Here is a 24,385-nt window from a genome sequence, read left to right on the forward strand (position 1 = left end):
GTAAATAAGTGCTTAGAAATAGCGCAGGAAAAAGGCTTGAGAGCAAGGCTGCTCTTTTCGACAAGACGTTTTGATCAGTAGTTATTCTACAATCGAAAATTCTAACGCCGTTATCGAGCATTTTAACCCGCTAGGATGAACCGTTATTTACTACGATTGGTATCATGCTTAGATGGCGTGTCATCTCGATATTTAGCCAAACAACATTCAATGTCTTCGAGACAGATACGCTATTAGGTTCAAGTCTTTGCCATCCATGGTACTGGTTCATTTCTAACAACTAAACACGCTGTTACTGCTCAGGCAAAGCGAAAAGCATTAAATTTAATGCAGACAAATGATTGGTCTCTCACACGCAGTATTAAACCTCTAGTCTTCCTTTCAATACTCTCCTGATTTTTAATCCCCTCCTCGCTTTTAATCCTCTTTCTCGCTTCTAATCCTCTTCCTCATTTTCAAAAACGAAACTTTAGCTTACTGGCTTTAAGCTGATATCGCGTTGACGACCAAGCTTGAGAAGCGCATGATTTTATTTCGAGCAGAATAGTTTTCGGCCGTGTAACCCACCCCATAACTGTTTCTGTGCAACGTACCCGATTGAACGGCAGGTCACATGAATAAAATTGTTATGTTAGTAATGGGGCTGCTTTTTACCAGTCGATTGTTCGCTAGTATTGTGCCGCATGTTAGTCAACTTGAGCATGATGCACCTATTCTACTTCGCTCAGCGTTGATCGTAGGTGTTTCGGCTTATGCCGTCTGGATAGCGTTCAAATATTTCAAAAAGAACAAAGCTTCTAGTTCAGATCAAATCTAGGCGGTGCTGACATGAACTGACTCTTTGCCGACGAACATAACTTCCCACACTGCGTAATTTGGCTTTCGAGGAAATAAAGATTACGTCTGCTTTTCACCCATTGAGCGCGAATTTCGAGTTCCTGACCAATGGCAATTGGATGGTGAAAGCGAGAAGTTAAACTCACCGTCATCGCATTGATATTGTTATGGAACAAGCAATACAGCATCGCGCTGTCGTGTAATGCGGTAACAATGCCCCCCTGCATAATACCGTCGTAGCCCTCAGCTTTATCTGTTGGTACAATCTTGGCTACAGATTCATACTTAGCAATAGATTCATACTTACTTAAAGTTTCATGCTTAACTGGCGTTTCATGCTTAGTTAAAGCTTCATACTTAGCTAAGTTCTCGTTATCGCCAACAGCTTCAAAGCAAATCGGGCTATCTGAAAAAAAGCCTTGGCTGCATACTTGGCAGCGGCGATGGTTGTGAGGAATGAAAACCTTCATACTTACCCTTATCCCTTTGTACCCTTAGATTCCTAGAGATTGATATGGCTCGACCAAAAAAACATCGTCAGTTATGTACCCGTGCGGCTTACTCTTGCTTCAAGCCTAATGGTGTTCCTATGGGCGAGCTTCATAAAGAAGAACTGCTATTAGAGGAGTTGGAAGCCTTACGCTTAGCTGATCAAGAAGGATTGAGCCAACTTGAAGCCGCCGAGCAGATGCAAGTGTCTCGCCAAACATTCGGCAACATCATTAAGCGAGCACGTACCAAAGTGGCCAAGTGCATCGTCAACGGTCATGCGTTGATGATTCAAGGCAGTTAATTCACGTGTTAGCCAGAAGTTATTTAACTCAGCGAGCGAGAACTCTTGATGCTTAACTTGATACTTAGCTTGATGGCTCAGTAATCTGATACAGCTTTCGGTTTTGCCCTGCACACACATCCCTGCAATTGCATTCGCGCTCAATGTCTAACTGAGCGAGCCCTCCACAACTGCCTTTGATTGGCTTACGTGAAAAAATTACACCGATCGCCATCAATGTAACGACTCCGACAAACCCCAATAGCGTCAACAAAAAGGTCATTTTCGAAACCCTCGAATAGCGCCTAGCTGATTAGGCTGTGCCATTAAAATCGAAGCTTGTTTTTTGTGCCCTTTCTCGCCGCACGTTTTATTGCTACACCCGCTATTTCGCGGCTCTCGACCATAATCGAGGTCGGTTACTTCTTGTAGATTGCTGAAATCCAGAGTGGTAACTTCCGCCTTTGCTTTAGATGCAAAAACGCGAACATCATGATTGAACAAGTGCGACAGCATTTTCTTACCGATGTTACGAACCACAACAGCTTTCACATCATAAGATTTAACGACGGACATCCATTGCTTCTTCTTATTGCACGGGCTGTCTGACTCAACCAAAGGAATAAGATGCTTTATTTGTTGTTGCTCATCGACAATCGCGATCTGTGGAGAACGGGCAAAATGGTTGCCGACATGAAGGTCACGACAAGGTATTGCGTATAACATAGTAACTTCCTGTTATTGATGATCAGGAGTTCAGAATACGCCCCATTACTGGCATATGCCAATAACTATCGTGTGAGAAATAAGATTTACAGAATGGATACTTAAGTTAAGAAGTGAATGCTCAAACGATTAGCACTTTGTGTACTTCGTATTTGTCACAAAGCCACATCAACATTCTCACCAATTTAGTCTGAGTATTATTAGTTGGCTTTTGACTGATCGGGCCCTAGCACACCACCTAAACCCAAAATCATAGAAAAGACAGTCGTTTTTAACCCGATCTATAAGTTGCGACTGTTTTCCAACTATTTTGCAACAAAACAGAACGACAGTTTTATCAATTGAGAAGCCTACCGGAATTAAATGCAACAAACTTTATATGCCTAAACAAATCGTTACGTTAAGTCTGTTCATGAAATTTTCAACTCCCATTCTTGGCTAAATCGTACTCAAAGGTTAATAAATGAAACCAAGACGGTGTAATTCAAAAAGACCCTGATATCGTAGGACTTTTCCCATGGGGATCTCGCTGGGCGGGTGTCACCGCTTGGCAAACTCTCAGAAATTTTAGCTCTGCTACCTATCTCGATACCAAAACGCAATGGGTGACAATGCCAGGTGTTTATGGTTCACACGCTCATCCAATTACGTCTGTAAGTTACCAAGCTATTCAAACGACACCTCAAGACAATGACGTTGTCGTCACCTTAACAAGTGCTAACCCAAGTTATGCCAAAGCGTTAGGTAACGTATTAGCTAACCACTCAACAATGAAAACAGGCCAAAACGTTGAACATTTTCTACAACAAATTATTTCAATGCGCTAAGGAGTGGCCACTATGAAATTCACCAAACAATTAGTGTTTGTGTTCAGTCTTTTCTGTACCCTCACCACACCGGTGATCGCGAGTAACGCAATACCTGTTGGGATGAGTACAAGCACGACGCTATCTCAGCCTGTGACTAGTAACGATAACGAAATAACAATGTTGTTCACTATTGATAAAGCTGACGCATTAAAAACAGAAATCATCGTACCGATTGATAATGCGACTGTTTATTTAGTCAGACCAAACGGACAAGTCGCGACATCATCCAATGACGTTCAAGCGAACATCCTCTCAGGTGACACGCAAAATCCCCCCCTGCCGGGTAGTTATGTTTTTTTGCCTGAAGTAGCCGCCCCTGAATCTGGCGAATGGAAGATCATCGTTGATTTTCCAAACCCCAGTTACAACACGGTAATTATTGCGCAGGTTGCTATTCAATCCCCTATTGCGTTTGGCATGGCGATAGCCGCTAACCAATTTGTGCTCGGTGAACCAGTTCCTGTCTCAGCGTTGCTGACAAATAAAGGTTCTCCCCTTTCAGGAGCCCAAACTCACGCAGTAATCACGGATGAAAATAGAATAGAAACACGCCTCAAATTAAAAGATGACGGTGCGGATTTCGACGCTCTGGCTGAAGATGGCGTCTATAGCAATATTTTCCAACCGACAGCCGAAGGGGAATATCAAATTGATGGCGTGACCTCTGTTCAAGACAACGGGATGACCATCGTTCGTCAAGCAAGCAAAAAGATTCATGTCTTTCCTGCTGATATCGAATTTGCCAGCCACTCACTCGCGCCTTTGTTCTCCTCTGAAGGTTGCTTGGTCGCTATCGAACAACGTTTGGAAGTTGATCTGAAATCAGCGGGTGATTTTGCTATTCATGGTTATCTCACCGACGGAATTAATGAACTTAACACTAGTAAGCGTATGCAGCTCAAACCCGCAAAGCAGATAATCACCTTACAATACTCAACAGAAGATATTTTTGAATCTTTTGATTCAGCATCTACATTGACTTCCAATCCGACTATCATCTACACAATCACACATGATGACATACGAATTTCAGCGCCTAGAATTAAGTTCAAAGAAGCGATTGAATTGGCATCTTTTGAACGTTGTCGAGAGCCTATTGAAATCACGGGAGCTCTACTGACTACGCCCAACATGTCTCAAGATGGAACATACATAGATTCATTAACATTTGAGTTTCCTGTGCATGTCACACGTAACGGAACCTACACTGGTTCTGTCAATATCGTTGGATCAAAAGGCGAATATCTTGAGTTGGTGAGCTTCCAAGAGCCACTGGTTTCCGGCGAAAACACCATCAGATTTAACGTTCTAGGTGGAACGTTTAAGCAAGCTAATGGGGCATATGAACTTAATGCATTGTTAATTTATAGTGGCGTCGATTCCTACCGACAAGGCGTACTTGGACAGACACCAACATACCAAGCGTCTGACTTTAGCCCGCCAGTAAATGTTACGTTGCCATCAAATTTATTAGGCCTCGAAAGAGAGAACTGGCAAGCTATTCCGGCTTCAGAGATCATTGAACATCGTGTCGGAGGTTACCTGAGAGCAGGAGCAGCAATCCCTTACGACTACGAAACGTTAGCAAGTTTTGATTTAAGTTCAGTTAGAGGACAAATTAAGCAGGCAACACTGATTGTTAATTTCGGAGAATCAAGCCTCCAGTACCCATTCAATAATGTAGGAGCATATATCGTAAATCAAGTTTGGTCTCCAAACACATTAAGTTACGACACATTCTGTGAATCTTTTACAATATGCCCAGCGTGGAGTAATCGATTAACAACATTCAACAACATTCAATAACATTCAACAACATTCAACAACATTCAACAACATTCAACAACATTCAACAACATTCAACAACGTAGAAGCGGGGCAATCTCTAGATTTTGCAAGTCCCAAACTATTAGAGGTGTTAAATGAGAAGAGAGAGTCAGGGCTAAATAAACTTGATGTAGTACTTACCTCTTCTCCTTATGAAAGAAGTTTTTTCATCGGTGTTAAGCAAGTGTCATTGTTCATCGAATACTGAACAAACCCTAACTAAAACACAATATACGCAAAGCCTGAAGTCTGAAGTGACCCCATAAAGTTGGACATTTCTGTTAAGCGGCTTTCAAGGCCTGAGCTCGATATTCTATCGGAGTCAGGCCTTTTAGTTTCACTTTTATACGTTTCGTATTGTAGTACTCGATGTATTCTTTAATTTGCTCTATCAGAGCATCTGCATCTTCAAAGCTTTGATTGTGATACATCTCTGTTTTGAGTAAAGCAAAAAAGTTTTCAGCAACGGCATTATCCAAGCAGTTACCTTTTCTAGACATACTTTGCGTTAACCCACTCTCCGCTACCTTTTCCTGATACTGTCGATGGCGATATTGCCAACCTTGATCGCTATGTATAATTGGCTTTGAGTTGGGTTTAAGCGTTGATATGGCTTCCGTCAGCATATCCGTGACAAGCGGCAAGCAGGCATTTTTGGCCACTCTATAAGCAACCACTTCCTGAGTAAACAAGTCGACCACGGGAGACAAGTATACTTTCTGCTCTTTGACTTTGAACTCCGTGACATCCGTTACCCACTTTTCATCGGGTTGAGTCGCACTAAAATCTCTTTCAAGCACGTTAGGAGCAGCTGTTCCAGATTCTCCTCGGTATGAACGATACTTTTTAATCCTGACCGTCGATTTAAGATTGAGCTGAGCCATAAGCCTTTGAACCGTTTTGTGGTTAAGTGCGAACCCCTGATTTTTTAGTTCCAAGTGAATACGGCGGTAGCCGTATCGACCCTTATGCTCATGATAAATTGACTTTATCAACCGCAGCTCACGTTCGTAGTTATTTGGGCGCTTGCTCGTTTGAGCCTGATAATAAAAGACACTTTTTGCCAGCTGTAGAGTCTGCAGTAAGTGCTTCAATGGATACTTGCCTTTAAGAGTTAGAGCTATGACCGCTTTTTCTTTGTTCGACGGTTTTTTTCCTGCTCCAACTCTTCCAACTTTTTTAGAACGGCATTCTCAGTTCGTAAGTAGACCAACTCCTCTCTTAGCTCCTCAAGTGTCATTTCATTATCAGGCTTAGTGGTACGTTGAGGTTGCTGTTTCATTGAGGGGCTTCCTTTATGGCGTATTTTGAGCCCCTTGATACCGAGCTCATTAAATCGTTTGAGCCAGACAGAGAGTATTCCAGGGGATGAGAGATTTAATACTGCGCTAGTGTGCGTGAGAGACCATTCATTCGTCCACATTAAATTCAATGCTTTTCGTTTTGTCTGAGCAGTAGCAGCATGCTTAGTGGGTAAAAATGAATCAGTACCATGGATGGCAAAGACTTGAGCCCAATACCGTATCTGTCTCGAAGAAATTGAATATTGTTTTGCTAAATCGCGAGATGACGCGCCACCTAAACATTGTTTAGCAATGATACATTTTAGCTCTCGGCTATATTTGGACATAAAAAGACCCCCAATAATTGGAGTCCAACTATTGGGGGTCAGTTCAGTCACCTTTGGGCTTTTTCATGATCTCTAAACAAAAAAATTTCGATAGTCTACCTGCTTTTAGCATCTTTTCTGGCTTAGTCTCAGATCTCAACAACATCATTTAACACCAATTGAAATAACAACTGACTCTGGCATGAATAAGCGCATTCAGTATTATTGATTTACAAAAGAGGATTGAAACCGCTAAGACAAACCAGCGTGAAGCGATATAATGCGCCTCAACAAAGAACTACAAAGTAACCACACATGTCTAAAGAATCCGGTTTCACCACAGAATATACCCTCGACAAGACGTTTTTCGCAGAGTGTTATGATCAAACAAGCCTTCCGACTCAATTTCCAAAAGCCTATTTGAAAGGAATACTGTTTCTTGTTTTTGGCGTGGTTCTATTAGAGTTTGAACTATTACCGAACGGTTACGTTGGCTGGTTCTTTATTGTTTTGAGTGTGATTGAAGCATTCAGCGTTTACTGCAAGAGAACCTGGTGGTTATGGCGACAAAAAATCAGCTCAGGCGCCGGCAGTAAAGTGATCTTTTCGGGGGATACTGATGGTGTGAGTTATAAAAATCGCAAAGCCACCAATACTATTGCTTGGAGTGACATCAACCAACTTGAACAGACCGATCTCGGCTTTATCCTTCATATTGGTAAACAGCGTCAATACGTGAGTAAATCTTGCTTAAGCGATGAAGCAGTCACGTTCATGATTGAACAGCACGAAGCTTCCAAAGCAAGCTAACGTGAGTAATTAGCAAGGACACTCAGTCGTCCTTGCTATTCGTTGACGATGCGACTCCCTATTTCAATCATCATATCTTTCATCCAGTTATAGAAAGGGTCGTCACTAAGCCCGATAGACCAGCACATAGAAATAGGAATAGGCTTTAACATTGACAATGGGATGCTGTTGTAGCAATTGCTGTCATCTATACTTTCAATAAACTTGCTAGGCCCAACCAAATAAGCGTCCGTTGATTTGACTGTTTCCAGAGCTAGCCAGAGTGTCGTTTCGTCAAGCAATATCGGGCTCTCGCCGATCAGCTCATCATATATATTCTGATATCGATGCGAGCCTCGAATTTTGACAATCGGGAAACTTGAGAGAGACAGTTCTAGTTGGTCGGCATTAGAAAAAATAGCATGCTCACGTCTCGCAATCAGTGAACTCGACACCTCCCCGATTTCATGGGTCTCGAACCCAGAAAGGCCTTCTGGCAACGATCCTAACGCAAAGTTAATCTCACCTAAGGTCAGTTTCTTTATATTCTCATAACTCCAACTCTTGCAGGTCACCGTCACATTGGGTGCATGCGTTGATACTTCTTTGATGACTTGAGCCATCCAATGAGGGCTTGCGTAATCTGAAAGCATGATAGTGACATTCTGTGTCACCTCACTTAAATCAAGCTCCTCTGAATCGACTAAGTTTTTGAACTGATTACATAGCAGATCGACTTTGGGATATAACTGAATCGCTTTTTGCGTGAGCACCAATTGATTCCCAACTCTCACCAAAAGAGGATCATCAAACATCTCTCGAAGCTTTGATAACTGCTTGCTAACAGCAGGTTGAGTAATAAACAGCAGCTCTGAACTTTTAGATATATGCTTTTGCTCTAATAGAACAAGCAATGTTTTTAGTAAGTTGAGATCTAGCGATCTAATCTTTGAAAACTCACTATTCCTCATAGTTATACCCTTCATAAATATCCATCACTTCAAATTCTAAGCCCAGGCGTTATTCTTTTCAAAAGAAATCAATTAGAAATGTTCATTGGAGCAAATATGATGAGTAAAAGCGTGTTAGCTACCGTTTTAGCCGGTGTACTGCCTTCCCTATCAGCAACGGCAACAGAGCAAACCAATGTGGTCATTATGATGGTCGACAACTTGGGCTTTGGAGAGCTTCAGTCGTATGGCAGTACGCGAGGCGTCGCGACCCCAAACCTAGATAAATTAGCAGAAGAAGGCATCAGGCTGACAAACTTTAATGTTGAGCCTCAATGCACTCCTACCCGTTCGGCATTTATGACTGGTAGACGCCCATTGAGAACGGCAACAACAGAGGTTGTGTGGGGCATGGATTACGGCATGGTGAACTGGGAGGTAACCATGGCCAATAAATTAAAGGAACAAGGTTACAACACCGCCATGTATGGCAAATGGCACCTTGGAGATACTGAAGGTCGCACACCTTTGGATCAAGGATTCGATGATTTCTTTGGGGTGCTTAATACTTCAGACGAATCACTCTATTCATCACAACTCCACTTTGAAAACGAAGATGGCTACGTCCCAAAAATCCAAGACACCGTCGATGGAAAGACAAAAGATGTCATGGACTTTAATTTAGAGACTCGCCGAACTATTGATGAGCAAGTCACTCAACGAGCGATTACACACATCAGTCAACAATTAGAAGAAGGCAGTCCTTTCTTTACTTTTGTCTCCTTCACTCAGCCTCACCTGCCTACGATTCCTCACCCAGATTTTGCAGGAGTGACAGGCAAAGGAGATTATGCCGATGTTTTGCATGAAATTGATTTTCGCGCAGGGCAAATTATCAACACTATTGATAAAGCCGATGCAAGAAAAGACACATTGATTATCTTTATGTCAGACAACGGTCCAGAGTGGCACTACCCTCACCATGGCATCGCGGCGCCATGGAGAGGCAATTATTTTACAGCGCTTGAAGGTTCAATACGTGTGCCATTTATCGCTTCTATGCCAGGCACTGTGAAGGAAAAAAACGTCAGTAATGAAATTGTGCATGTTGTTGATGTCATGCCATCAATTGGCGAACTTGTCGGCTATGAGATGCCATCTGATCGTCATATCGATGGTATTAGCCAGTGGGCTCATCTGAAAGGCGACATGGAGCAATCTAATCGTGATGGTTTTTATATCAGTAATGGACAAATCATTCAGGCATACAAATGGAATGATTGGAAACTGCATTTCTACGATCAAGATATTATGCCGGAAGCCCCTGTTAAACGTCAGATCCCAGCTGTCTATGATCTGTCTAGCGACCCTCAAGAAATGTATGACATGCGAGCTGATGGCGTCCGTATTTTCCCTACGGTAGTTAAACGAAACGTCGCGATTCAACAAAACCTTGCGGTAAGTTGTGACACCATTCCTTTCCCTGCACCTATGGGGTACAAACCGGACTGCAAAGGCGTTGATTTCACTCAGCATATACCTGACGGTTTTAGAAAAGCTGAAAAGTAACAACCATTTGCACGACTGTCATTAACGTTAGGCAGGTAGGACATAAAACCCTACCTGCACAATCTGAGGAATAAATATGGAAGTATCTAAGTCTGTTCATATTATGAGTAAACCAACGGGTTCTGTATGTAACCTAGATTGTGACTATTGCTTTTATCTTGAGAAAGAAAAGCTATACCCCGAGCGTAATACTAACTGGAAAATGTCGGATGAAACGTTAGAAGTTTATATTGAGCAACACATATTGGCTCAACATACCGACCATGTGACTTTTGCTTGGCAAGGCGGCGAACCTTTGATGATGGGGATTGAGTTCTATAAAAAAGCAGTCCAATTGCAAAACAAATATGCGAAAGGGAAATCCATAGAGAATACGCTGCAAACTAACGGCCTATTACTCAACAATGAATGGTGTCAATTTTTCAAAACAAACCACTTTTTGATTGGTATCTCAATTGATGGACCAGAGCATCTTCACAACAAATACCGCACGAGTCGCTCTGGCAAAGGTTCCTACCGCAAGGTAGTACAAGCCATCGACTTATTGCGTGCACATCACGTTCAGTTCAACACTTTAACGGTCATTGGCAGCCACAATGTTGACCATGCATTGGAGGTATATCTACATTTAAAAGCTTTGGGTAGCGAAGTACATCAATATATTCCCTTGGTCGAGAGAGCAGCAACCAAGCCGACGTTTGAGGGTTTATATTTAGTTGACCCAGAGCATGATAGCGCGGCTAAGTTGACGGAATGGAGCGTACCGTCTTTAAAGTTTGGACAGTTCCTCACGACCATCTTTGACTATTGGGTGAAGCATGATGTTGGTCAGGTATTCGTGCCTTATTTCGATAACACTCTCGCAGGTTGGGCGGGTGAACAAGGCAATATGTGCACAATGGCCCCGCGATGTGGCAGTGCTTTTGCGATGGAAGCAAATGGAGACATCTACAATTGCGACCATTATGTTTATCCGGAGCATAAACTAGGGAACATTCACTCAAAAACGATTAATGAAATGAACTTTAGTACCCAGAACTACGAGTTTGCTATCAAGAAGAAAGATCTAAGCGAAAAGTGTAAGCAGTGCCCATATATTAAACTCTGCAATGGCGGTTGCCCAAAGCAACGCTTTATTCCTAGAGCTAATAGCTCTCCAGACAACTACCTTTGCGCAGGCTATGAGCATTTTTTCCATAGTAGTGAAGCAAAGATGAAAGCAATGTGTGACTTATGGTTTGCTGGCCGATCTCCAGCAGAAGTGATGAAGCTTTAAGCATCCAACTTCTCCCCTTTTTAAAGTGAACAGTATCCGATCACATGTCATTGAATTTCAGGATTTTCAATAGCTTCTACTAGTTAAAATGCCCTAGGTCTCATTGTCGTAAATTCGGTTTTTGACATCCCAAAATTTCCTTTATTTTCAAAGCCGTTTTGTTATATTCATGTGAAACATTACTAATATAAGAAATGGCTTAAATGATAAAACAAAGTTGTACTTTTTTAACGTCACTGTCGCTGCTGCTATCCGTTAACACTTTTGCATACGATCTTGAGATAGAAGCTTTTGAAGGCGAAGAACTCATACTTTTAAAGAACGCAGAAACGTCTAGCGACAACGAATTGCTAATGCAGGCTGCTAACCTTTTAATTGAAGATTCAATGTATGAAGAGAACTTACAACGCGGATATCAGTACATGAATCAAGTCGCGGAATCTGGCGAGGTAAAAGCGATGATTACCTTGGCAGATAATTATTACTACGAGGAGCAATACGAAAAAGCACTGGCTTGGTACCATAAAGCTGAAACCAGCAAAGACCCTTATGTGCTCTATTCATTAGGCGTAATGTATTTTGATGGTGAAGGTACACCTGTCGACCTGAAGAAAGGCAACGACTATTACCTAGCTTCTGCAAAAGCGGGTTATTCTGACGCTATGTATCAACTCGCGTTTTCATACGATGAAGGTCAAGGCGTCGCTCAAGACTTCTCCAAATCTGCGTATTGGTTTGAGCAATCGGCTAACTTAGGCGATGCAAGTGCTATGTACAATTTGGGTATTTCTTACCTAAATGGACAAGGTGTTGAAAAGAGTTGCTCTAAAGCGATGCAATTATTTAGCAAAGCCATTGAAGAAGATGAACATACACTTTCTTATGTGAAGATGGGTGATATTTACTCTTCTACGCGATACAAAAAACCGTGTGGTTTCAAAACGACAGACGCAAAAAAAGCATTAGAGTATTACACTCGCGCCGCAATGCAGGGCAACGATTATGGTCAATATTCCGTTGGTTACGCCTACCGTAATGGTCACGGTACATGGAGCGATTTTGTTAAAGCGCTAGCATGGTTTGAAGTCGCACAGGAATACGGTAACTCGGATGCGGAGAAAGAGATAATCGACGTGAAACAGTACATGTCGAAAGAAAACATTACCGCAGCTGCGCAGCTTAAAGACTCTTTAATCGAAGATATCTGGTAACAATAATTTATTACAGATTAGATTATTGTTGTTACTCGAAAATCAAAAGGCCTCGCGCACGCGAGGCCTTAGTTTTATCTACAGAGCAGCTTATTCGCAACCAATTATTCAATTAACCAATCAACCGCTCTAAATCCACTGAATAATGTTCAGTCCATTCGAGTAATGAAGGTTTGTTCGTCATCGACAAAAGCCACATAGTCGCCGTGATAGATAAACACTCGACCTCGCCCTTCAACGATACACGCAAGCTGTGGGTTCAAATCTTCATCAAGATTTGCACTTTGATACGTGCCAGTATCGGTGATCACACCGCGGAGTTTAGGTAAAAATCCATAGCTGCGCTTGGCTTGATCAATCAGGCTCAATTCACTGGCGGTCGAGAAGTAAGCTGGAATTGGACCTGCATCTTCGATAAACATAGTTTTCAGTTCTTCAAAAGCTGTAATCACCAGCCAGTCGATGCCGTTAACGTGATGGATAAACATTGTTTATAAATACCTAGATTCTCGATAATTCTGATGCGGGGATTCTATCACTATCAGAGGCGATTTGCGGCAGACATTTGAAGTGATGATCTTACATTGTCTGCTACCTAAAACGGCTGCTACATAGCGAATGCTGTTAACTCGGAACCGCTATAACCTAGAAACTGCTATAAGAAAGAGGAAGGCGATTTTCTTCATCCCAGCCAGATAACTCAATATTGATTAGTGATTTACGCTTCTCATTACACAGTGAAGCGATATTGATAATAGGAAGCTGGCTACGAAACTGCGCGGTGAGGATGACCTTTTTATTTTCACTCAGGCTGTCTCGGCATTGCGCCAAAACCGCTTCAGTATCTAACTGATGTGCGTTCTCGATAATCTGAATATCGGCGTTCTCTTGATAGCACCCTATCAGCCAAGATACGGCAGCTGCTTCTGAGCTAGTGAGTACGATGACATCTTTTGTTGCCATAAGCTCGTGGAGTTCAAGATCTTTTAGTTCAGTTTCCATAAATACTCTCATTCAGCAGCAAATACATTAAAGTCGATTGCCCAATTTAGCCTGTGCCAAATGGTAGCCTCTGTCTATCATCTCTTGTGAGCGATCAAACTCTAAGGTGCCACAGGCATTACGTGGGATTTCAAGCGTAATATCGGCAGGATAAGTGGCCAATTTTTGGCGAGCAATGGTCGATTGCATCGCATCAAACGCTTGGTTGGCAATGTCGTAGGCTGCAAAGTTAAAGCTCATTTTACTTTTTACACTGCTACCGAGATTATCGATAAAGTGAACAACCTTTTCGTGCAGGTTGCTCTCTTTTGTTGGTAGGGAAACAGGTATCACTTCCTGTTGAACAATTTCAGGTTCGCCGCCTAAGTTCACAGCAAGAGTAAAGTCTGTCTTATCACCAAAGGTAGGCGCAATCGGTACGGGATTGAGTACCCCGCCATCAATCAGCGCTTCGCCATTAATCACATGAGGAGTGAAGAACAATGGCAAAGAGATAGAAGCGCGAATGGCATCAAACAGAGAGCCTGATTGCAGCCAAACCTCTTTTTCATCGGCGACGTTAGCGGCAACCGCGGTATAAGGGATAGGCAGTTCTTCAATTGAAATCTCACCGATCAATCCACGCAGTGTATCGATGATCTTGTCCCCTTTGAAGATACCACTCGATTGCCATGAAAAATCCAACATCATCGCCATATCCGGTTGGTCGATACTGGTGACCCACTCTTCAAATTCATCCAACTTACCCGCCGCATAGACACCACCGATAAGTGCGCCAATTGAACAACCAGAGATGGATTTTATCTGATAGCCATGCTCAATTAACCAACGGATGATTCCAACGTGAACCAAGCCTCTTGCGCCACCACTGCCAAGTACCAACGAGATCGTTTTTTCCATCGTACTCATCCTTTAATTCATTAGCTCTTCAAAGCTTTGGGCAAAAATTATATCACTTCGTGTCAGTGTAAGCTGTGTAATGCTTTGAAAACTGCACCACCTGCGTGCCTAAATGTGTCGCGGATTGAGATCGGGCAGCTTAAGTTGATTGCTGAAACTCATAGACTTTAGACTACCGCACTAAACTAAAAGTGAGTCATTCCAGCAAGCCTAAGCGCGACTAGGAATCTGCTTTCCGTTAGCGCTTGATACAAAAAAGTCGCCCACTTGAAAGCGAGCGACCTCTTGTTGTTCATTGTGTTTTTGAGCTCATTCTGTAAGTGAGAACAAAGAATTACAACACGCGTAAGCACTCTTCTGGCGACAAGCTCAAGAGCGTATTGGCGAAGTTAATCTTCTCATCACGCCATCTCAATGCTGCCTCTCGACCTTCTTGTGCGTGTCTGTCGGCCTCAAAATAGCTTTTTCTTGGAAGCCCGTCTGCTGGCGTCATCACCATAGACTGTTCATTCAAGCGAAGCGTAAACAAGAACTGACCACGTTGTCCGGTTTGCGCTGCAGGGTGATGCAATGTGGTATCACAGCAATAGCGCCTATCACGCAGTGCGCGGCATGTGTACTCAAAAGCATCTTGAGCACCACGTCCAGGGAACGCGGTATAAACACTGATGCCATCACGTTGCAAAGACTGCTCACCCGCCGCGAGTTGCACCGCATGTTGGATCATCCTAAAGCCCAGAACCACGCCACCAATGCTGTTCAATCCACTGTATTGAATTGCGCCTTCTAAGCTCAGATGAAGTTTGTCTTCCCCTTCATAGAGAAAGAGATCAGGCGATGCCCAATCGCTCTTTGGAATAAGCAGTTGAGTAATATCCGAGTGTTCCATGTTGGTCTCCGCAACAATGAGTGTGTTTGAGCCCACAAGGTAACGTAATGAGAATTATTATCAATAGTTTTTAACCAAAAACGTTACCCCAGAAACCACTCATCGATGGATGCTATCTGATGCTTTAACGCCAAGCATTTCTTGTTAGATATTCATTTATTACCAATAAAGCTCATCGCCTACAAATAAACAGACACATACTATCTACAGGGTCTAATACTAGTCGTCCGACTCTACGACTAATGTCTAACCGACTGAGTCTATTTGTTTTTTTTGGTTTGGTATAAGGTACTAACAACTAAATGTTAATGAATTTTTAATGATAAGTTGACGCATTGTTTTCACTTCATGCCGTGAGTCAACAACGTTTGTTGGAATAACACACCTCAGAGTGTGAACGAAAGGAATCAAAATGAGCACTACTTTAGAGTCCGCACATATACAAACAGAGAAGCCTCAAGTCCATGAGGATGAACTCACCTATGAACAACAACATAAACCAAGATCGGAATTTGATTCCCGAGAACAGTATCTAGAACACGAATTGCAAATCATGTCGCCTAAGCGCTGGCGTCCAAATTTGCCGTTTAAAGATTATCGATTTGAGATAGAAGACGCCATCCCAGCGATGGCGGCGACCATTGGTAAAGTGGTTATGGTGGGCGCCATTGCAGCCACCTTTGCTGGGGCTCTCGGATTAAATGAAGACTTCATTCTAGAAAACGTTCGTTATGAACTCCTCATCGCCTCTGTTTTCATTATTATTTTCTCTGGCTTCCTGTTGCCGACCGCGAACCTCGCAGGTACACACGGCCCACTCATTCCTTTAATTCCGATTGTGGTTGCAGCAGGCGGACACCCTATGGCGTTTGGATTGCTGATTGGCGCTTTTGGCCTAATCTTAGCCATCAGTAAAGGTGGCAGTATGTTGGCCAACCTCACCAGTAAAGGCGTATGTGGCGGATTATTGCTCTACCTTGGCTTTGTTGGAACCGCTTCTCAAGTGAAAAAGCTGTTCGCTTGGGCTGAAGGAATTGGCATGAGCCACATCGCGTTTGTCGTCATCTTTTGCACCATTATCTTGTACGCGTTATTGGAACACTTCCGCAAACGTTGGTTAGCCGTACCTCTTAGTTGTTTACTGGGTGGTACGATTGCATTTGCCATGGGTGCCCCATTCGCTTTCCACACTGAGCCAGGCTTACCTAACATGAACCCTATGTATTGGTGGGGAGAAGATACAGGCTGGATGCTTGGCCTACCGACGATTGAACACTTCATGGTGGTATTGCCGTTTGCAATTCTAGCCGTGGCGATGTGGTCGCCAGATTTCTTAGGCCATCAAGTATTTCAAAAGATCAGCTATCCAGAGCGTACCGAAAAAGTACACATGAACATTGACGACACCATGACCACGGCTTCAATTCGCCAAACGTTCGGTTCTCTGCTCGGCGGTACTAACTTTACGTCTTCATGGGGTACTTACATCGTACCAGCGGCGATTGCTAAACGCCCTATTCCTGCCGGCGCATTGCTCACAGCTCTGTTCTGTATCATCGCCGCGGTTTGGGGTTACCCGATGGATCTAGCTATCTGGCAACCTGTGCTTTGTGTTGCGCTCATTGTTGGGGTATTTGTGCCATTGCTAGAAGCTGGAATGGAAATGACGCGTGAAGGGAAAACCACACAATCAGCAGCGATTGTTGTATTTTCTTCAGCGCTCGTTAACCCTGCATTTGGTTGGGCTCTCACCATGCTATTGGATAACTTAGGCTTAGTCGGTTGTAAAGAACGTAGTAGTGAGCTTAGTAAAATGAGCCGTTGGGTGTTGCCTGGCATTATGTTTATTGTGCTAAGTGGTGTAATGGCGTTGGTTGGCCTTCTACCGGGGATTCCAGCGATTATCCCGAGTTTTCGTTAACCTCGATTAATATTTAGTTTTGGTTAGAACACAACAAGGCCTCGCACACGCGAGGCCTTAGTTTTTCTACGAACAATTACATCCCCCTACTTCACTAACTTCACCGCTTTCATCAACGTGTGTTGAATGGTTCTCGTAAGCAAAAGCCTCCCCCTCAAATTAAGTTAAACGATCTATTCAGATATACGACCGAGGGGGAGAACATTCTTTGGCGCTGAACATATAGCTGCACATGTAGCGATCGGTATTCAGTTCCTCCCCTTTCTCGTTGCCAGCAAGAAGTTGGAGATGTAAACCAAGGGGAGATTAGGAGGGGATTTGTAGCGGATTCTCACGTGTAACTGCCCAAGTTGCTTCGCGATCTGTACTGTAATATCAATTGACTACAGGGGGAAACGAAAACAACTTGTTCGGTTTGATGCTTCATAAAAAACTGATCTCTTAATCTTTTATCAAGTCATTTTCAAAAGCATCGTAGATATGGCCGACAAGCTTTGTAAGCTGAGTAGTATCATGGATTTGCGTATCGAGCTTATCCAAAACTTCTTTCGGTATTGTTAATGTAACTACGTAACCAATCGCCATATTAATAACAGTACGGTTAGAGTCTAGAATTTTCGTTTTCCACTCACATTGCCCTTTCCAGTCGTAAGATAAATGATCATCAAGTAACTCTTCAATATCACTCCAAATGTCTCTCGAGTATCGACCTGTCTTGTTTTTGAAGATTTCATGTGTATACAAGTTCTTCTTCATTTCATGGCTGTCAAACCATAGACCGCTTACATAACCTTGCCCGGAAAATTTAACGTGATAACCAATGCACAAGGGGTAAGATTGACCATTTAACACTAGCTCTTTACTAAATTCCGGATCTTTGTGAAAAATATGCCATCCCTGAGTCTTAGTATTTCCTGGATAAATTGACGCAACTAAGTCACCAGTTTCCGAACAAACCCCATAGAGCACTTCATCTGCCCAGCTTTTAGAAAAGTTTGTCCCAAGGCGGTCATTATAAGTTAGGAGCTCTAGGTTACCCCTAGCAGCTTCAAAATCCTCTACAGCAATACGAATGCGTCTATATATTGCATTACAACTCTTAGGATTTAGAGAGGCAATTGGCGTTGCAGGAAGCCACTCGGGATTATGATCTCGCACCAACTGAATAAAATCAGTTAAGAAGCGATTTTTGTTGCCTCCCATCTTTTCAAAGCTTGATACCGTCACAGCAATTGTCATGAGCTTCTTCCAATTTAGATCCCTGTCTGTAACCATATCTTGGCACTCAGCCAAAGTTAAATTGTCCTTACGAAGAATATTGAAGATTTGATTATATAACTGAGCAGTACAATCAATACCATCTCTCTTGGCTTCAATTACAATACAAACATCGTTAATAGTAAGTATTAAATCGCATATTGGGTCATATTCATCAACTCGAGTTTGACCCCAGAAGTTAACCATCTCAGCTTCACTCAAACTAACCGCATAGATGTGTTTATAATCCTTAATACTTTCGGAATTTTTTTGAATTGAGATCTGAAGTACAGGCGGTTTATTGATATCTTGAAATAGTTTGTTGTAGCGAGCATCCCCATCAAAAATAGACTTGAGCACTTCATGAAGAAACAAAGCATCCTCTTGTAGGCAAATAGCCAGCGCTCGAGTTAAGTCATTCTCTAATTGGTAAGTGCGTTCTTTCTTTGCGTAGGTTCTAAATAGATTGAGATGTTTGTTCATATAGTTATTGGCTCTAATGGTTTGAAGCAAAATGGGCTAATTGAGCAACTCATTCAGAATGATGTACGCATAGTATCAGATTAAACGGCACCGTTAAGGTTGTGACTCAAAATATGATTACTCGATCTGATGCTGCTGGGCTTATCTGTCCTAGTTTTTCGTGAACTGTACAACAAACAAAAAGGCCTCGCACGCGCGAGGCCTTGTTTTATCTGCGTTCCAACGAACGAGCAGCTAGCAATTTGAGATGGTAAACCAAATTAACTAGAGAGCCATTCATCCAACACTTTGATGAATTTAGGGTTGATGAGATAACCGATGGAAGCGTGCGGATTGCTTTTTCCGTTGCGAATATTGAGGTTATAAACTGGGTGGATATCTTTCATTCCGCCGGGTATCAGATCCAGTTTGAGCATATACTTAAAGTCATTTCTAATTTTGCTGTCATGAGAGATAAAATCATCTTCTGCCGATATGTTTATCCATTGCTGAATGTTTAAAGGGTACTTCTTTTCATCTTTCAAGCGGCTCCCCTTTAGCCTATCTTTTACGTTTTCATCTCCTAACGGTGACCCGAGCGTAAGCAATAAGCTGACCTTCTTATCCGCGCCATAGTCGTGTCTATACTCTCCGTAATGAGACAGCTTCCATAACACGTCATAACTGATCATCGACCCGAGACTGTGCGATACAATCATCACATCATCCTGATTATCAAGCGCTTCCTTCAGCTCAACCATTAGCCTATGCCTGACATCGCTACCAAAATAGGTATCTTCATTCCAATAGTGCGCCATGTCCGGTGCGACCTTCGTTATGAGTGTCTCAGCCACACCTAGCTTTCCAAATAGCGATGAAAAGGTATCTGCTAACGCCTCTTTTAGAAAACCAATTTTAGATACCTTGTTATACGTTGTTTTATTGAACTGGCTTGTCTTGTACTTTTTGAGTTCAGACAGCGCTTGTTGTCGACTTGCAGGGTCTTCCGTTGGTTTCTCTAACAATGTGTTCGATAGTTCACCGTAATAGACAAACCGTTTATCGACATCTTTAAAAACTTGTAATGAACTTGAGTCTCCACAATCTCGCTGCAAGCCATGTTCTATAGCCTCATACCAAAGTGCTTGAAGGGGAGCTTTATCGGGCTTTTGAGCGCGACCATGAATGAATATGATTTTCTTAGCCATAGCAGGACGTCCTAAACACATAGTTAAAGTGATTATCAGTAGAAAGCACCCCTAGATTCGGTCAGCCCTTACCAAGAACAGCAGCGCTAATGACGTATCTAGAGGTGGTTGATAGAGCATTTATATAACTATGAGGCCGTCGTTTAAGGACTATAAACGAGTGAACGATGCGATCATTACTCGCAAATTGAAATGAATGTATCTAGTAAAACCTCCAATAAACAAAAAGGCCTCACACACGCTAGGCCTTAGTTTTATCTATAGAATGATTACATCCACCTTTTAACAACTACAGCGCCCTACTTCACTGACTTAACCGCTTTCATCAACGTTGTGTTGAACTGCTGTGGTTGCTCAAGCATTGGGAAGTGGCCAGAGTCTTCAATGTAGTAAATACTGTAATCCTTGATGTGTTTCTTGTTAGCTTCTGAATCCGTTGGCCATAGGCGAACGTTGACCTAGTATAGTGAATCCGAAAACAATTAACTCGCCAGCCCTATTGGACCAAGTTTCGCATTCAGTCAGGTAAACACAAAGCTGCACGCGAGATAAAGTCGTTACTACAATTCCTTAACTAGTAGTAACTTCTCCAATGGTATATCTAACAGGTATTCGCTTTAGACCTCGCTCAATTTCCAATGACAACGTGCCAAGTCACATTTATACCACGCGCTAAGTATCTATTTTAAAAAGAATTATTTAATATAAAATAACTAAAACAAATGGTTAATACCAAATAATCACCTTATTTATATAGTTAGTGGTTCTAGAAAATGAATAAAACGATACTCGCCGCATCAGTGGCTACGTTGTTACTCACTGGTTGTTCAGTGAGACACGATAGAGAAGCAATGGTAGACAACACTGAACAAGCTTCAGATCTCGATATTTATCAGCATGACAATTACGAGCAGTACAGCCAAGCAATGCAAATCATGTATGTTTACACAGAACGTGAACCGACTAAGTTAGGCAATGCCGATGTTTTGGCGAAAGACTACTACGATAAAGTAGCAATCAAAAACACGGTCAGTACCACCGCAACCGCGGCCATGTTAATTGGCAATCTGGCATCAAACCTCGATATAGCAACGTTCTTTTTTGGCACTCAAGCAACAGATAAAATTCCTTACGCCTTCAAACGTCAGCACAATATTGCTATCGAGCCTATTGGCGACGATGTCACGTACGACTCAATCTATCGCGAAGACTTGGATCGCTTAAAGCAAATGATGAAGCAAAAGTATCCGAATGCGGAAATTTTTGAATTTGAGCAAGACTTTCTCAATGTTCGAAACACAAGCGTCAGCGCAATGGATATTACCAAACCGGAATGTGCCGAGTTTAGGCAATCTGCCGAATTTACGCCTGATACCGTGTTTGTTGACGATGAATTAGACCACTGCTTTCTTTCGAAACGTAGGCCAAACTACTTCAAGAAAATTGTAGAAGGTGAGATTGATTTCATTGAGGGTGTACCACAAGCAAATCGTTACCTCGTGTATTCTGTTTCTGACCAAATGATGGCAACCAGCGAAAACCAACGCTACTTTTACCGCTATGTTCCTTACTTCGGTTGGATGGACTCAGCTAAACAAAAAACATACGAAACTAATCCTGAAAAATTCAAAGCCGATGTAGAGGCAATGAATGCATCGCCTTACCCATATCTTTACCGCTACTCGGATAACAAGGTATTACTGTTTAAAACAGATGCGACCATATAACCTTTTCAGGTTGAGATAACTCAAGAAACAAAAAGGCCTCGCGCATGCGAGGCCTTAGTTTTATCTATAGAATGATTACATCCATTTTTTAACAACTATAGCGCCCTACTTGACTGACTTAACCGCTTTCATCAACGTTGTATTGAACTGCTGTGGTTGCTCAAGCATTGGGAAGTGGCCTGAGTCTTCAATGTAGTAAATGCTGTAATCCTTAATGTGTTTCTTGTTCGCTTCTGAATCCGTAGGCCATAGGCGAGCGTTGACCAATATTACTGGCACATTCACGTTCTCATACACGCGGTGTGCTTCGCCTGTCACGTATTGACCTAGATAATGGCGGAACTGGTTTATCGCGATAGCTGGCGGTGCTGAGGCCATGTCTTGCGTTACCCAGTAAAGTAAATCCGCGTCTACGTCTTTTGGTAGCGAGTCTTTCACGAACATAGTAATGCCCGCTTGGAAGTCAGCTTCAAAAGGTTTGGTCATTGCATCTAGGTCTCTTTGTGAAACCGCTAGCGCGACGTTTTGCGATGTGTCGACACCAATAATGCCCTTCACTCTTTTCGGCATAAGTTTAGCGGCTTCTGCAATAACACCACCCGCCATGGAATGGCCAACTAAGATGATGGATTCGAGTTGTTCTTTGTCGATTACCGCTTTGATGTCTTCAGCGAACGCAACCATGGTGTACTCTTCGCGGTTGAACGATGAGTTGCCGTGCCCAGCTAAGTCCATGGTGATCACTTGGTACTGCTTTGAAAACTCACTCACTTGGTTTTGCCAAAGCCTGCTGTCTAAGCTCCAACCGTGAATGAAGATCAGTGCTGTATCCCAACTCCCACTTTTGCCATACGCAATTTGCTCACCATCGTGAGATATCGCAATACCGTACTTAACCATTGAATCATTAGCCATGGCACTCATGCTACCAAGTGCCATGAATACCAAGAATGTGATGTTTAGAATTAAACGTTTCATAGTGTCTCTCTACTTACTTTGGAGGGCATACAGAAGGCTGCCCTCTCAATCAATATAGTCACTATAAAGTGTGAAGTTGTAGACAGGTCAAGGGAGAGATTTAAAGACTGCAAAGTGGTATTGAATAGCAATTCGTTGAACGAAAGGTTTCAACACCCTGCAATATCTGATCCGCTGCTACGACTTTTCGGCAACCATAAACACAAGCGAAAGAATCAAACAGTAGTAAGTACAACCAATTGATTTAATGCACGAAAACTAGCTTTCTTTTGATATATAATCTTTTACTTAACAGCGAGTAACATACTTGAAATGCAAGACTTGGTGATTTTCAATGTTGAGTGTTATAGCAATAAAAATGGAGAAGCTTTCGTGAGCTCAAATCAATTATTTATCATCGGTAATGGCTTCGATCGTTGGCATCAGTTGCCTACTAGTTACGAAAATTTTTACGAACAATACCGCTATTATCTCGATGAAATAGAACACTATTTCCCATATGGTTTGGAAGGTGAGGAGCTTTGGAGCGACTTCGAAAACACACTCGGGCAATTTGACGAATCTATTTTGATAGATGAAAACGACTTTATGGATTTTTCTGAGGACTCATTTCCAACGCAGCAACTCTATGGACTTGAAGACGCGGTTGATGAATTTAGCCGCGGTATTGTTGAAGCTATCACTAGTCATTTTAATGAATGGATCCAAGGAATTAACCTAGCAAATCTAAGACCAAAAGTAGCGTTTCCAGAAACGAGTCAATTTATTAGCTTCAACTACACTTCAACATTACAACAGGTTTACGAAACCTCAGAAAATAAGGTTTATCACATTCACGGAAGTATAGGACAACAGAGCCGCTTGATTTTTGGTCATAACGCACCGGTAGAGCAAGCAACCGCTGATGAAGATACCTATTATACCGATGCAATCAACAATGGTCGCAAAGTGTTAGTCGCACTTCAAAAACCTATTAATGAGATCATAGAAGACAAACTTACCCCGTGGCTTGAAAGTCGTAGGAACATATCAACGATCTCCGTAATTGGCCATTCTCTCAATAACATAGACCTTCCCTACTTTGAGCGTATTATAAATGAATACCCAGACGCACGTTGGCAGTGCTACTCATTCAATAAACGTGAAGCTAAAACTCATAAGACAATATTGAAAAAAATAGGCGTTCCTCAAAACAACATATTCGTTGGCACTTATAAGGAACTAGTTCAGCACTATTCACAATAGAAGGCTACTAAAACAAAAGTTAAACAATATTTAGTAGTGGTCGATATGGTTCAACTTAAATTTCTATGGCTCTTCTCTCCAGCTACGCAAGTTACAAACAACTAATTTCACATCGTGGCGACTTTAGCGCTAAAGAAGCAATATCATAATTACCGATTTAGCTATGAATCTAGGTATTTATACTACAAAGCGCCATGAATACTGAGATTTAAGCGCTTCATAATGTCTCTCTACTTAACACAGAAAGCGCCCTCTCAATCAATGTAGTCACTATAAAGTGTGAAGTTGTAGACGGGTCAAATGGGCATGTACTCTTGAAGTTTGCCAAGCGGTCCATAAAACCTATCAAAGTAAGTTCACG

Annotated in this window: 24 protein-coding genes and 2 pseudogenes; 12 read left to right on the forward strand and 14 right to left on the reverse strand. The window is 42.3% G+C overall.

All coding sequences use genetic code 11. From position 1 onward, the window contains the following. Positions 1-135 precede the first annotated feature (135 nt). Positions 136-360, forward strand: a pseudogene (locus OCV44_RS22245) (hypothetical protein); the annotation flags it as partial. Positions 361-613: 253 nt separating this feature from the next. Continuing rightward, on the forward strand, positions 614-817 hold the full coding sequence (locus OCV44_RS08035) for a hypothetical protein (RefSeq protein ID WP_139685636.1): 204 nt from the start codon (positions 614-616) through the stop codon (positions 815-817). Here OCV44_RS08035 and OCV44_RS08040 read toward each other — a convergent pair. Beyond that, a complete protein-coding gene (locus OCV44_RS08040) occupies positions 798-1,307 on the reverse strand; it encodes a PaaI family thioesterase (RefSeq protein ID WP_139685635.1) in 510 nt (169 codons plus the stop codon). The genes OCV44_RS08035 and OCV44_RS08040 overlap by 20 nt on opposite strands. Before the next feature lie 44 nt (positions 1,308-1,351). On the opposite strand from OCV44_RS08040, the gene OCV44_RS08045 reads away from it, so the two are divergent. Continuing rightward, positions 1,352-1,630, forward strand: coding sequence for a DUF134 domain-containing protein (locus OCV44_RS08045; protein ID WP_139685634.1), 279 nt, complete (start codon positions 1,352-1,354; stop codon positions 1,628-1,630). A gap of 64 nt (positions 1,631-1,694) precedes the next feature. Here OCV44_RS08045 and nqrM read toward each other — a convergent pair whose 3' ends face one another. Then, on the reverse strand, positions 1,695-1,892 hold the full coding sequence (gene nqrM / locus OCV44_RS08050; protein WP_139685633.1) for a (Na+)-NQR maturation NqrM: 198 nt from the start codon (positions 1,890-1,892) through the stop codon (positions 1,695-1,697). Next, a complete protein-coding gene (locus OCV44_RS08055; protein WP_139685632.1) occupies positions 1,889-2,335 on the reverse strand; it encodes a NifB/NifX family molybdenum-iron cluster-binding protein in 447 nt (148 codons plus the stop codon). Before OCV44_RS08055 ends, nqrM begins: the two co-directional genes overlap by 4 nt. A gap of 611 nt (positions 2,336-2,946) precedes the next feature. On the opposite strand from OCV44_RS08055, the gene OCV44_RS08060 reads away from it, so the two are divergent. Further along, positions 2,947-3,162 (forward strand): hypothetical protein, encoded by a 216-nt coding sequence (locus OCV44_RS08060; protein ID WP_232460203.1) that lies wholly within the window; start codon positions 2,947-2,949, stop codon positions 3,160-3,162. Between the two features lie 12 nt (positions 3,163-3,174). Then, a complete protein-coding gene (locus OCV44_RS08065) occupies positions 3,175-5,010 on the forward strand; it encodes a choice-of-anchor X domain-containing protein (RefSeq protein WP_246091801.1) in 1,836 nt (611 codons plus the stop codon). A 302-nt stretch (positions 5,011-5,312) separates the two neighbouring features. On the opposite strand, the gene OCV44_RS08070 is transcribed toward OCV44_RS08065, so the two are convergent. Together OCV44_RS08070 and OCV44_RS08075 are read right to left on the reverse strand one after the other, a co-directional pair. Further along, on the reverse strand, positions 5,313-6,155 hold the full coding sequence (locus tag OCV44_RS08070; RefSeq protein ID WP_139686331.1) for an IS3 family transposase: 843 nt from the start codon (positions 6,153-6,155) through the stop codon (positions 5,313-5,315). Beyond that, positions 6,152-6,661: a helix-turn-helix domain-containing protein gene (locus tag OCV44_RS08075; protein ID WP_139686330.1), complete on the reverse strand. Its 510-nt coding sequence runs from the start codon at positions 6,659-6,661 to the stop codon at positions 6,152-6,154. Before OCV44_RS08075 ends, OCV44_RS08070 begins: the two co-directional genes overlap by 4 nt. 294 nt (positions 6,662-6,955) lie before the next feature. Here OCV44_RS08075 and OCV44_RS08080 point away from each other — a divergent pair, with 294 nt between their 5' ends. Next, on the forward strand, positions 6,956-7,450 hold the full coding sequence (locus OCV44_RS08080) for a YcxB family protein (RefSeq protein WP_139684824.1): 495 nt from the start codon (positions 6,956-6,958) through the stop codon (positions 7,448-7,450). Positions 7,451-7,485: 35 nt separating this feature from the next. Here OCV44_RS08080 and OCV44_RS08085 read toward each other — a convergent pair whose 3' ends face one another. Further along, positions 7,486-8,415, reverse strand: coding sequence for a LysR family transcriptional regulator (locus OCV44_RS08085; protein WP_139684825.1), 930 nt, complete (start codon positions 8,413-8,415; stop codon positions 7,486-7,488). An 81-nt stretch (positions 8,416-8,496) separates the two neighbouring features. Here OCV44_RS08085 and OCV44_RS08090 point away from each other — a divergent pair, with 81 nt between their 5' ends. The 3 genes from OCV44_RS08090 (at position 8,497) to OCV44_RS08100 (ending at position 12,435) form a co-directional block, all read left to right on the forward strand. Further along, on the forward strand, positions 8,497-9,948 hold the full coding sequence (locus OCV44_RS08090) for a sulfatase-like hydrolase/transferase (protein ID WP_139684826.1): 1,452 nt from the start codon (positions 8,497-8,499) through the stop codon (positions 9,946-9,948). A gap of 76 nt (positions 9,949-10,024) precedes the next feature. Next, entirely contained in the window at positions 10,025-11,224 is a 1,200-nt protein-coding gene (locus tag OCV44_RS08095) for an anaerobic sulfatase maturase (RefSeq protein ID WP_139684827.1), read from the forward strand. Between the two features lie 203 nt (positions 11,225-11,427). Next, on the forward strand, positions 11,428-12,435 hold the full coding sequence (locus OCV44_RS08100; RefSeq protein WP_139684828.1) for a tetratricopeptide repeat protein: 1,008 nt from the start codon (positions 11,428-11,430) through the stop codon (positions 12,433-12,435). 149 nt (positions 12,436-12,584) lie between these two features. On the opposite strand, the gene OCV44_RS08105 is transcribed toward OCV44_RS08100, so the two are convergent. The 4 genes from OCV44_RS08105 to OCV44_RS08120 all read right to left on the reverse strand — a co-directional run bounded on the left by OCV44_RS08105 (position 12,585) and on the right by OCV44_RS08120 (position 15,226). Further along, a complete protein-coding gene (locus tag OCV44_RS08105; protein WP_139684829.1) occupies positions 12,585-12,923 on the reverse strand; it encodes a cytosolic protein in 339 nt (112 codons plus the stop codon). 157 nt (positions 12,924-13,080) lie between these two features. Next, positions 13,081-13,449: a hypothetical protein gene (locus tag OCV44_RS08110; protein ID WP_139684830.1), complete on the reverse strand. Its 369-nt coding sequence runs from the start codon at positions 13,447-13,449 to the stop codon at positions 13,081-13,083. Positions 13,450-13,464: 15 nt separating this feature from the next. After that, positions 13,465-14,337 (reverse strand): patatin-like phospholipase family protein, encoded by an 873-nt coding sequence (locus OCV44_RS08115; RefSeq protein WP_139684831.1) that lies wholly within the window; start codon positions 14,335-14,337, stop codon positions 13,465-13,467. A 334-nt stretch (positions 14,338-14,671) separates the two neighbouring features. Further along, positions 14,672-15,226, reverse strand: coding sequence for a hypothetical protein (locus tag OCV44_RS08120; protein WP_009846993.1), 555 nt, complete (start codon positions 15,224-15,226; stop codon positions 14,672-14,674). Between the two features lie 412 nt (positions 15,227-15,638). On the opposite strand from OCV44_RS08120, the gene OCV44_RS08125 reads away from it, so the two are divergent. Beyond that, complete coding sequence (locus OCV44_RS08125) at positions 15,639-17,147, forward strand: DUF3360 domain-containing protein (RefSeq protein WP_012604176.1); 1,509 nt, start codon at positions 15,639-15,641, stop codon at positions 17,145-17,147. A gap of 441 nt (positions 17,148-17,588) precedes the next feature. Here the strand turns inward: OCV44_RS08125 and OCV44_RS08130 are convergent, their stop codons facing one another. The 3 genes and pseudogenes from OCV44_RS08130 to OCV44_RS08140 form a co-directional block, all read right to left on the reverse strand. Beyond that, positions 17,589-18,887 carry a hypothetical protein gene (locus OCV44_RS08130; RefSeq protein ID WP_139684832.1) on the reverse strand — a complete coding sequence of 433 codons (1,299 nt, stop codon included), beginning with the start codon at positions 18,885-18,887 and terminating at the stop codon, positions 17,589-17,591. A 260-nt stretch (positions 18,888-19,147) separates the two neighbouring features. Continuing rightward, on the reverse strand, positions 19,148-20,074 hold the full coding sequence (locus OCV44_RS08135; protein ID WP_139684833.1) for a hypothetical protein: 927 nt from the start codon (positions 20,072-20,074) through the stop codon (positions 19,148-19,150). 299 nt (positions 20,075-20,373) lie between these two features. Continuing rightward, positions 20,374-20,532, reverse strand: a pseudogene (locus OCV44_RS08140) (alpha/beta fold hydrolase); the annotation flags it as partial. Positions 20,533-20,847: 315 nt separating this feature from the next. Between OCV44_RS08140 and OCV44_RS08145 the strand changes: the two are divergent. Continuing rightward, positions 20,848-21,801, forward strand: a complete 954-nt coding sequence (locus OCV44_RS08145; RefSeq protein ID WP_246091748.1) for a hypothetical protein — start codon at positions 20,848-20,850, stop codon at positions 21,799-21,801. A gap of 105 nt (positions 21,802-21,906) precedes the next feature. Here the strand turns inward: OCV44_RS08145 and OCV44_RS08150 are convergent, their stop codons facing one another. Then, positions 21,907-22,779 carry an alpha/beta fold hydrolase gene (locus OCV44_RS08150; protein ID WP_139684834.1) on the reverse strand — a complete coding sequence of 291 codons (873 nt, stop codon included), beginning with the start codon at positions 22,777-22,779 and terminating at the stop codon, positions 21,907-21,909. 372 nt (positions 22,780-23,151) lie between these two features. On the opposite strand from OCV44_RS08150, the gene OCV44_RS08155 reads away from it, so the two are divergent. Then, positions 23,152-24,024: a bacteriophage abortive infection AbiH family protein gene (locus tag OCV44_RS08155; RefSeq protein ID WP_246091750.1), complete on the forward strand. Its 873-nt coding sequence runs from the start codon at positions 23,152-23,154 to the stop codon at positions 24,022-24,024. Positions 24,025-24,385 lie beyond the last annotated feature (361 nt).

This window comes from Vibrio tasmaniensis (genome assembly GCF_024347635.1).
GTDB lineage: Bacteria > Pseudomonadota > Gammaproteobacteria > Enterobacterales > Vibrionaceae > Vibrio > Vibrio tasmaniensis.

Coding starts and splice junctions, on each gene's coding strand:
- OCV44_RS08035 (WP_139685636.1), top strand. CDS start 614: ATGAATAAAATTGTTATGTTAGTAATGGGGCTGCTTTTTACCAGTCGA.
- OCV44_RS08040 (WP_139685635.1), bottom strand. CDS start 1,307: ATGAAGGTTTTCATTCCTCACAACCATCGCCGCTGCCAAGTATGCAGC.
- OCV44_RS08045 (WP_139685634.1), top strand. CDS start 1,352: ATGGCTCGACCAAAAAAACATCGTCAGTTATGTACCCGTGCGGCTTAC.
- nqrM (WP_139685633.1), bottom strand. CDS start 1,892: ATGACCTTTTTGTTGACGCTATTGGGGTTTGTCGGAGTCGTTACATTG.
- OCV44_RS08055 (WP_139685632.1), bottom strand. CDS start 2,335: ATGTTATACGCAATACCTTGTCGTGACCTTCATGTCGGCAACCATTTT.
- OCV44_RS08060 (WP_232460203.1), top strand. CDS start 2,947: ATGCCAGGTGTTTATGGTTCACACGCTCATCCAATTACGTCTGTAAGT.
- OCV44_RS08065 (WP_246091801.1), top strand. CDS start 3,175: ATGAAATTCACCAAACAATTAGTGTTTGTGTTCAGTCTTTTCTGTACC.
- OCV44_RS08075 (WP_139686330.1), bottom strand. CDS start 6,661: ATGTCCAAATATAGCCGAGAGCTAAAATGTATCATTGCTAAACAATGT.
- OCV44_RS08080 (WP_139684824.1), top strand. CDS start 6,956: ATGTCTAAAGAATCCGGTTTCACCACAGAATATACCCTCGACAAGACG.
- OCV44_RS08085 (WP_139684825.1), bottom strand. CDS start 8,415: ATGAAGGGTATAACTATGAGGAATAGTGAGTTTTCAAAGATTAGATCG.
- OCV44_RS08090 (WP_139684826.1), top strand. CDS start 8,497: ATGATGAGTAAAAGCGTGTTAGCTACCGTTTTAGCCGGTGTACTGCCT.
- OCV44_RS08095 (WP_139684827.1), top strand. CDS start 10,025: ATGGAAGTATCTAAGTCTGTTCATATTATGAGTAAACCAACGGGTTCT.
- OCV44_RS08100 (WP_139684828.1), top strand. CDS start 11,428: ATGATAAAACAAAGTTGTACTTTTTTAACGTCACTGTCGCTGCTGCTA.
- OCV44_RS08105 (WP_139684829.1), bottom strand. CDS start 12,923: ATGTTTATCCATCACGTTAACGGCATCGACTGGCTGGTGATTACAGCT.
- OCV44_RS08110 (WP_139684830.1), bottom strand. CDS start 13,449: ATGAGAGTATTTATGGAAACTGAACTAAAAGATCTTGAACTCCACGAG.
- OCV44_RS08115 (WP_139684831.1), bottom strand. CDS start 14,337: ATGGAAAAAACGATCTCGTTGGTACTTGGCAGTGGTGGCGCAAGAGGC.
- OCV44_RS08120 (WP_009846993.1), bottom strand. CDS start 15,226: ATGGAACACTCGGATATTACTCAACTGCTTATTCCAAAGAGCGATTGG.
- OCV44_RS08125 (WP_012604176.1), top strand. CDS start 15,639: ATGAGCACTACTTTAGAGTCCGCACATATACAAACAGAGAAGCCTCAA.
- OCV44_RS08130 (WP_139684832.1), bottom strand. CDS start 18,887: ATGAACAAACATCTCAATCTATTTAGAACCTACGCAAAGAAAGAACGC.
- OCV44_RS08135 (WP_139684833.1), bottom strand. CDS start 20,074: ATGGCTAAGAAAATCATATTCATTCATGGTCGCGCTCAAAAGCCCGAT.
- OCV44_RS08145 (WP_246091748.1), top strand. CDS start 20,848: ATGAATAAAACGATACTCGCCGCATCAGTGGCTACGTTGTTACTCACT.
- OCV44_RS08150 (WP_139684834.1), bottom strand. CDS start 22,779: ATGAAACGTTTAATTCTAAACATCACATTCTTGGTATTCATGGCACTT.